Below are 7,102 nucleotides of genomic sequence, written 5' to 3'. Positions count from 1 at the left end.
CCCTATTACAGGCAGGTGTATGACCGTTATACGGCAGACAAAGATGGCTGTATTCCCGCATTTGACAGTTATAGTCCATTAAGCTCCAATATACGTGGCCGTGCAGTGGGAGGATTTAAGGCAATGGAGGAAAACCAGGCTTTTTGCGGCTGTTGCATTGCAATCGGAGCAGCTGGAACAGCGCTTGTCCCGCTTCTTGGGACAGAAGTGCAAGACAGGCTGGTAAGAATGAATCTGTATATGCCGGGAAAACTTGAGTTTCTGATCGACAGTGTTCCCGTACAAATGGAAATAAAAACAAAGTATCCGGCAAATGGGGAAATTCGCATGAAACTGAGCATGACTCAGGAGGTCTGGTTCGAAACAGAGCTTCGAATTCCTGAATTTTCCAGGACATGCAGGCTGACAGTGCGAACGGCAGAAAATAATGAAGATACCGTTCTTCCGGAAGCAGAGAAATATTTTTCATTAAAGCGGACCTGGAAAGATGGAGATGAGATTGTATTAAATCTGGATATGAACCCCAGAATCCTGTGGGGAATGGAGAATCCGGAGGATGCCGACAGTGCCAGAAGAATGGCTGTGCTATATGGTCCGCTGGTTCTGGCAAGAGAAAAGCGCCTGGAGGAAAAGGAAGGGACGATTATGGACTGCCGGAAAGAAGAGGCGCTGAACAGACCTTTGAAAATTGAGAATACAAGAAAAGCACTATCCTACGACTTGAAAAAGAAGTATCAGTGCCTGTTTGACGTCACCATAGGGGAAGAGACCTTCCTGATGGTGGATTATGCGTCTGCCGGAAAAACCTGGAGACGGGATACGGAAATGGAAGTATGGCTACAGACGAAATAAATGTGCGGCAGAAAATCTGTAAGATAAAGGGCAAAAAAGAAATTTTTTGGAATTCAGAGTGTGAAATTGTGAACACGAAATTCCATCAGGGTCTTGCTTAAAATCTTTGGATGTTATATAATCCCCTTGTATGTGGAAAAAACAGTTGATCCGCAAAGTAAATGATAAAAACTTACTTAGAAACAGGAGAGAAAGAATGAGTACAGACAGATATACAAGCCCTTTGTCTGAGCGTTATGCCAGCAAGGAAATGCAGTACATTTTTTCACAGGATATGAAATTCCGCACCTGGAGAAGACTCTGGATCGCTCTGGCAGAGACTGAGAAGGAGCTTGGACTGAACATCACCCAGGAACAGATCGATGAACTGAAAGCTCATGTAGACGATATCAATTATGATGTTGCCAAGGCTCGTGAGAAAGAAGTACGTCACGATGTTATGTCCCATGTATATGCTTACGGTGTGCAGTGCCCGAAAGCAAAGGGAATCATCCACCTGGGAGCAACATCCTGTTATGTAGGAGATAATACAGACATTATTGTTATGACAGAAGCTCTGAAACTGGTTCAGAAGAAACTGGTAAACGTAATTGCAGAGCTTTCCAAGTTCGCTGACAAATATAAAGATCAGCCTACACTTGCATTTACCCATTTCCAGCCTGCACAGCCAACTACCGTTGGAAAGCGTGCCACACTGTGGACACAGGAATTTATGATGGATCTTGAAGACCTGGAATATGTTCTTGGCACCATTAAGCTTCTTGGTTCTAAAGGTACTACAGGTACACAGGCAAGCTTTCTGGAACTGTTTGAAGGAGACCAGGAGACCATCGACAAGATCGATCCGATGATCGCTGCCAAGATGGGATTCAAGGAATGCTATCCGGTATCCGGACAGACCTATTCCCGTAAAGTTGATACCCGTGTTGTCAATGTTCTGGCAGGAATTGCAGCAAGTGCACACAAGATGTCAAACGATATCCGTCTTCTTCAGCATCTGAAAGAAGTAGAGGAGCCATTTGAGAAATCCCAGATCGGATCTTCCGCTATGGCTTATAAGAGAAACCCGATGAGAAGTGAGCGTATTGCTTCCCTTTCCAGATATGTGATGGTAGATGCCCTGAATCCAGCCATCACCTCTGCTACCCAGTGGTTTGAGAGAACCCTGGATGACTCCGCCAACAAGCGTCTTTCCGTACCGGAAGGCTTCCTTGCAATTGACGGAATCCTGGATCTGTGCCTGAATGTTGTAGATGGTCTTGTGGTTTATCCGAAGGTTATCGAGAAACACATGATGGCTGAGCTGCCATTTATGGCAACTGAGAACATTATGATGGACGCAGTAAAAGCAGGTGGAGACCGTCAGGAGCTTCATGAGCGCATCCGTGAGCTTTCCATGGAAGCAGGCAGGAATGTTAAGGTAGAAGGTAAGGACAACAACCTTCTTGAGCTGATCGCAGCAGATCCGGCATTTAACCTGACCCTGGAAGAGCTTCAGAAGACCATGGATCCGAAGAAATATGTGGGACGTGCCAAAGAGCAGACCGAAAGCTTTATTGCAAAAGTTGTAAATCCGGTTCTGGATTCCCACAAGGAAATGCTTGGAATGACAGCTGAGATTAATGTATGATAAAAGGTTGTTAATTTCTTTTTTATGAAATTCAGATCAGACACAGGAGGAATTTGAGTTATGATCAAAGCAGTAGTTGGAGCAAACTGGGGAGATGAAGGTAAGGGTAAAATTACCGACATGCTCGCTGAGAAAGCTGATATTATCGTTAGATTCCAGGGTGGTGCAAATGCAGGACATACCATTGTAAACGACTATGGTAAATTCGCACTTCACACTCTGCCGTCAGGTGTATTTTATGGACACACCACAAGTGTGATCGGCAACGGTGTTGCACTGAATATCCCTGTATTTTTCAAAGAATACAATGAGGTTGTAAGCAAAGGTGTTCCGGCACCGAAGATTCTGATCTCTGACAGAGCACAGATGGTTATGCCGTACCACATTCTGTTTGACCAGTATGAGGAAGAGCGTCTGGGAGGCAAATCTTTCGGTTCTACTAAATCCGGTATCGCACCTTTCTATTCTGACAAATATGCAAAAATCGGTTTTCAGGTAAATGAGCTTTTTGACGAGGATCGCCTGAAGGAGAAACTGGCAAGCGTTTGTGAAACTAAGAACGTTCTTCTTGAGCACTTATACCACAAACCGCTTCTGAACGTTGATGAGCTTTTTGCAGAGCTGATGGAATACAAGAAAATGGTTGCACCATATGTATGCGACGTTTCCTTGTATCTGAATAATGCACTGAAAGAGGGCAAGGAGATCCTTCTTGAGGGACAGCTTGGAACTTTGAAAGACCCTGACCATGGTATTTACCCAATGGTTACCTCTTCTTCCACACTGGCAGCATATGGTGCAATCGGAGCAGGTGTGCCTCCATATGAGATCCAGAAAATTGTTGTTGTAAGCAAGGCTTATTCCAGCGCAGTAGGTGCCGGTGCATTTGTTTCCGAGATTTTCGGAGAAGAGGCTGACGAGCTTAGAAGACGCGGTGGTGATGGCGGAGAATACGGTGCTACCACTGGACGTCCGAGACGTATGGGATGGTATGACTGTGTTGCATCTAAATACGGCTGCCGTCTTCAGGGTGCTACAGATGTGGCATTTACAGTACTTGACGTACTTGGCTATCTGGATGAGATCCCGGTTTGTGTTGCTTACGATATCGACGGAGAGATTACCACAGACTTCCCGACCACAGCCAGACTTGAGAAAGCAAAACCGGTGATCGAGAAGCTTCCAGGATGGAAATGTGATATCCGTGGAATAAAGAACTATGAGGATCTTCCGGAGAATTGCAGAAAATACATCGAATTCATCGAGGAGAAGATCGGATACCCGATCACCATGGTTTCCAACGGACCAGGAAGAAACGATATTATTTACAGAAATAAATAATTGGGAAAAAAGCGGCTGCGTATCAGACGCTTGTAAGTAAGAATACATTACTGGTTACAGAGTGATCGGTAATTGAAATGTGACTGCGCCGGAGGTTCTCTCCGGCGTATCTTGTATCTAGTACATCGAATATTAAGTAACTGCCATATTGACTTGTCTGATTTTTATCTGCTGCGCCAATATAGCAGAAACTTAATTTTCGATGCTCTAGATGACAAAAAAGAAAACGGATTTTATAAAGGAATAAAGAATGAAAAATTTTAAACGTGCAGCTGCCATTCTGGGAGTGGTAGTCTTACTGGCAGTTTGCTGTCTGCCTATGATCTTTGCTTTTGGCAGCGGCGATAACGCACAGGGGAATTTTAAGGCGGCAGTAGGTACTGTAATTCTGGTGCCAGTGCTGGCTTATGTATTTCTTATGGTTTATAAACTTTTGAAGAAAGAGGAAAAGGAGGTCGCAGGCGAAGTGAAAAACATAATTTTTGATGTGGGACAGGTTCTGGTTTCCTATGATTGGGAAAGCTATCTGAAAGCGTTCCACTTTTCGGCAGAAGAAGAGAAGCTGATTGCTGAGAAGGTTTTTAAGAGCCAGATCTGGAATGAGCGTGACCGTGGCCTGTTTCCTGAAGAAGAATACCGGAAACAGTTTATCGCAGAACTTCCGGCCGAGTACGAAGCGGATGTAAAGCGTGTGATCGAAGAATCAGGAAAAACAATTGGAATTAAGGATTACGCCGAAACCTGGACCAGCTATCTGAAAAGCCAGGGCTATCATCTGTACATTCTGTCAAACTACAGCCAATTCATGCTGGATCAGACAAGACCAGGTAAAATGCCTTTTCTGAAAAATATGGATGGTGTGATTTTCTCCTGTGAGGTTCAGCAGATCAAACCGGAGGCTGATATTTATGAGACACTTCTTTCCAGATTCGGTTTAAAACCGGAGGAGAGCGTTTTCCTGGATGACCGCCCGGAGAACTGCGAGGCTGCAAGAAAGCTTGGTATTCATGCCATTGAATTCCATGATCTGAAGCAGGCTGCAAAGGAACTGGAGAAGCTTGGAGTAAAATAGAAAAAAACAGCAAAACAGGAAAGTTAACGCCCCGGCTTCAGCTAGTACTTCAGAAGCCGGGGCGTTTCGGGGAGGATATAAGTTAATCTCGCTTATCTTTTGTAATGCGTCATCATTGAAGGGGGTTCAATGAATTTGTTGGTTCATTTTACTGAACACTCATAGTATGAACCTGTCACTGGCTTTTTATACATATGTTACAGAAAAATAGTATGAATTTTATGGAAAATCTGCAAGAAAATTTTGGAAAAAAAATAAGATTTGTGTTTTTCAGTAAAAGATGGTATAATAAATTTCAGCTGTAAAACGGCATAATTACGAAATTTTGTTGAAAAGAGGAATAAGAAATGAGCGACAAGACCATTTTAGAGCAGTGGCGTGCCATTGCCTATGACCAGCAGGCAGATCGTAATAAACTTCAGCAGTTCTGGGCAAAATATTTTAACATTGAGAAGAACATTTATGCACAGCTTCTTGAGAATCCGGACGAAGTAGTTACTGGTACAGTTAAAGAGCTGGCTGAGAAATATAATCAGGAAGTGCTCACCATGGTTGGTTTCCTTGATGGAATCAATGACAGCCTTAAGGTTCAGAACCCGATCGAGACTATGGATGAGAATACTACCGTAAGTCTTTGTTTTGACAAAGAGCTTCTTTACAAGAACATGGTAGACGCTAAGGCTGACTGGCTTTACAATCTTCCACAATGGGACAAGATCTTTACCCCGGAGAAACGTAAAGAGCTTTATCTTGAGCAGAAGAAATCCGGTACTGTTGTAAAGGCACACAAGATCGGACGTAACGATCCGTGTCCATGCGGAAGCGGAAAGAAATATAAATTCTGCTGCGGTAGAAACAAATAATAAAATGTGAATATAGACCGGGATCCGGTGGATTCCGGCTGTGGGGACGGATTGCAATGGTGGATGACTGCCAGGCAATCCGTTTCGTGTATATTTATAGGAAAATTAGTTGATTTATGAGTTCTACAAGTATGAATCAGTTTGCTTTGTGCGAGTAATGAGTGAAACACGCAGAGTGGATTTGAATTTAGAAAGAGAGAAGAGAATTTGAGTTTATTTTGTTTTTGCGCCGGGATTTTAAGCCTGGCTTATTATGTGCTGATCGTGGTATATGCTGGCATTACAGCTGATTTTGCCTGGTTCTGGGTACTGCTTACAGCGGTTCTGGAAGGCGGCGCAGTACTGATCCGCTATGGCAGAAATCATCCGGGAATTTTCCCTGGATGGCTGGGAACTGTGATCATGGTGGCTGTGCTGATCGGAATTGTCTGTTTTGGATTTATCTGCAGCTGTGTGATTTCCGGAATGAAGTCTTCCGGGAAAAAGAACCTGGATTATGTAGTTGTGTTAGGCGCTCATGTAAAAGGAGATGTACCATCCAAGGCCCTGGAACTTCGTCTGAAGGCGGCACTGAAATATGCCAGGGAGAATGAAGATACCACGCTGATCCTTTCCGGCGGACAGGGCTTGGGGGAGGATATTACGGAAGCAAAATGTATGGAGAATTATCTGACAGCGCATGGTATTTCACAGGAGCGGCTGGTGTTGGAAGAGAAGTCTACAAGCACGAAAGAAAATCTGAAATTTTCCGATGAGCTTACCGGGTGCAGTAAGAAAAATACGGGAATATTGTCAAATAATTTTCACGTGTACCGGGCAGTAAAATTGGCGGAAAAGCAGGGATATAAACATCCTTATGGAATTGCGGCGGTATCAGATCCTATTATGCAGGTGCATTATGTGGTGCGGGAAGTAGCAGCACTTGTAAAAGAAAAACTTCGGGGAAATATCTAATTTTTTATCATCTTTATTTTGCAGATTATTGACAAACCCAAAACCCAAGGCTATAATGGGACACAGTGATAAGAAAACACGTTGACGAGAAGAGTAAACTGTGGAATGTTTCAGAGAGAGGCAGGCGGCTGGAAATGCCTTATCAGGAAACAGTTGAAAACTACCTCCGAGTGGCCCTAATCCGGTCCGGTGATTCCGTTACCATCAAATAAGTGGCCTGGTTTACAGATACGTATGCTATGGCAAGCAGGGTGGAACCGCGAGTATATTCGTCCCTTACAGTGTGAGAGCATTGTAAGGGGCTTTTGTTTTTCACGAGCAATGAGTTAAAGTCCACGTTTGTGTGTGACCTTGGAGACTGCAGCTCGTCTCGTCCCTGCATGGGAGTAC

6 protein-coding genes are annotated in these 7,102 nt (G+C 44.0%); all 6 read left to right on the top strand.

What is annotated here, in order from left to right:
- A partial coding sequence (locus tag AB5Z12_RS17800; protein WP_368368722.1) for a hypothetical protein occupies positions 1-852 on the top strand: 852 nt, incomplete at its 5' end.
- A 196-nt stretch (positions 853-1,048) separates the two neighbouring features.
- Entirely contained in the window at positions 1,049-2,482 is a 1,434-nt protein-coding gene (gene purB / locus AB5Z12_RS17795) for an adenylosuccinate lyase (RefSeq protein ID WP_195391903.1), read from the top strand.
- 60 nt (positions 2,483-2,542) lie between these two features.
- Complete coding sequence (locus AB5Z12_RS17790) at positions 2,543-3,823, top strand: adenylosuccinate synthase (protein ID WP_118578517.1); 1,281 nt, start codon at positions 2,543-2,545, stop codon at positions 3,821-3,823.
- Between the two features lie 250 nt (positions 3,824-4,073).
- Positions 4,074-4,895, top strand: a complete 822-nt coding sequence (locus tag AB5Z12_RS17785) for an HAD family phosphatase (protein ID WP_118578516.1) — start codon at positions 4,074-4,076, stop codon at positions 4,893-4,895.
- A gap of 347 nt (positions 4,896-5,242) precedes the next feature.
- Positions 5,243-5,758: an SEC-C metal-binding domain-containing protein gene (locus tag AB5Z12_RS17780; RefSeq protein ID WP_118578503.1), complete on the top strand. Its 516-nt coding sequence runs from the start codon at positions 5,243-5,245 to the stop codon at positions 5,756-5,758.
- A 207-nt stretch (positions 5,759-5,965) separates the two neighbouring features.
- A complete protein-coding gene (locus AB5Z12_RS17775) occupies positions 5,966-6,712 on the top strand; it encodes a YdcF family protein (RefSeq protein ID WP_368357074.1) in 747 nt (248 codons plus the stop codon).
- The last annotated feature ends 390 nt before the right edge of the window (positions 6,713-7,102 follow it).

It is taken from the genome of Ruminococcus sp. RTP21358st1_G6_RTP21358_211008 (genome assembly GCF_040908885.1).
Classification (GTDB): domain Bacteria; phylum Bacillota; class Clostridia; order Lachnospirales; family Lachnospiraceae; genus Blautia_A; species Blautia_A faecis.
This window is presented reverse-complemented; position numbering and strand designations above follow the sequence as displayed.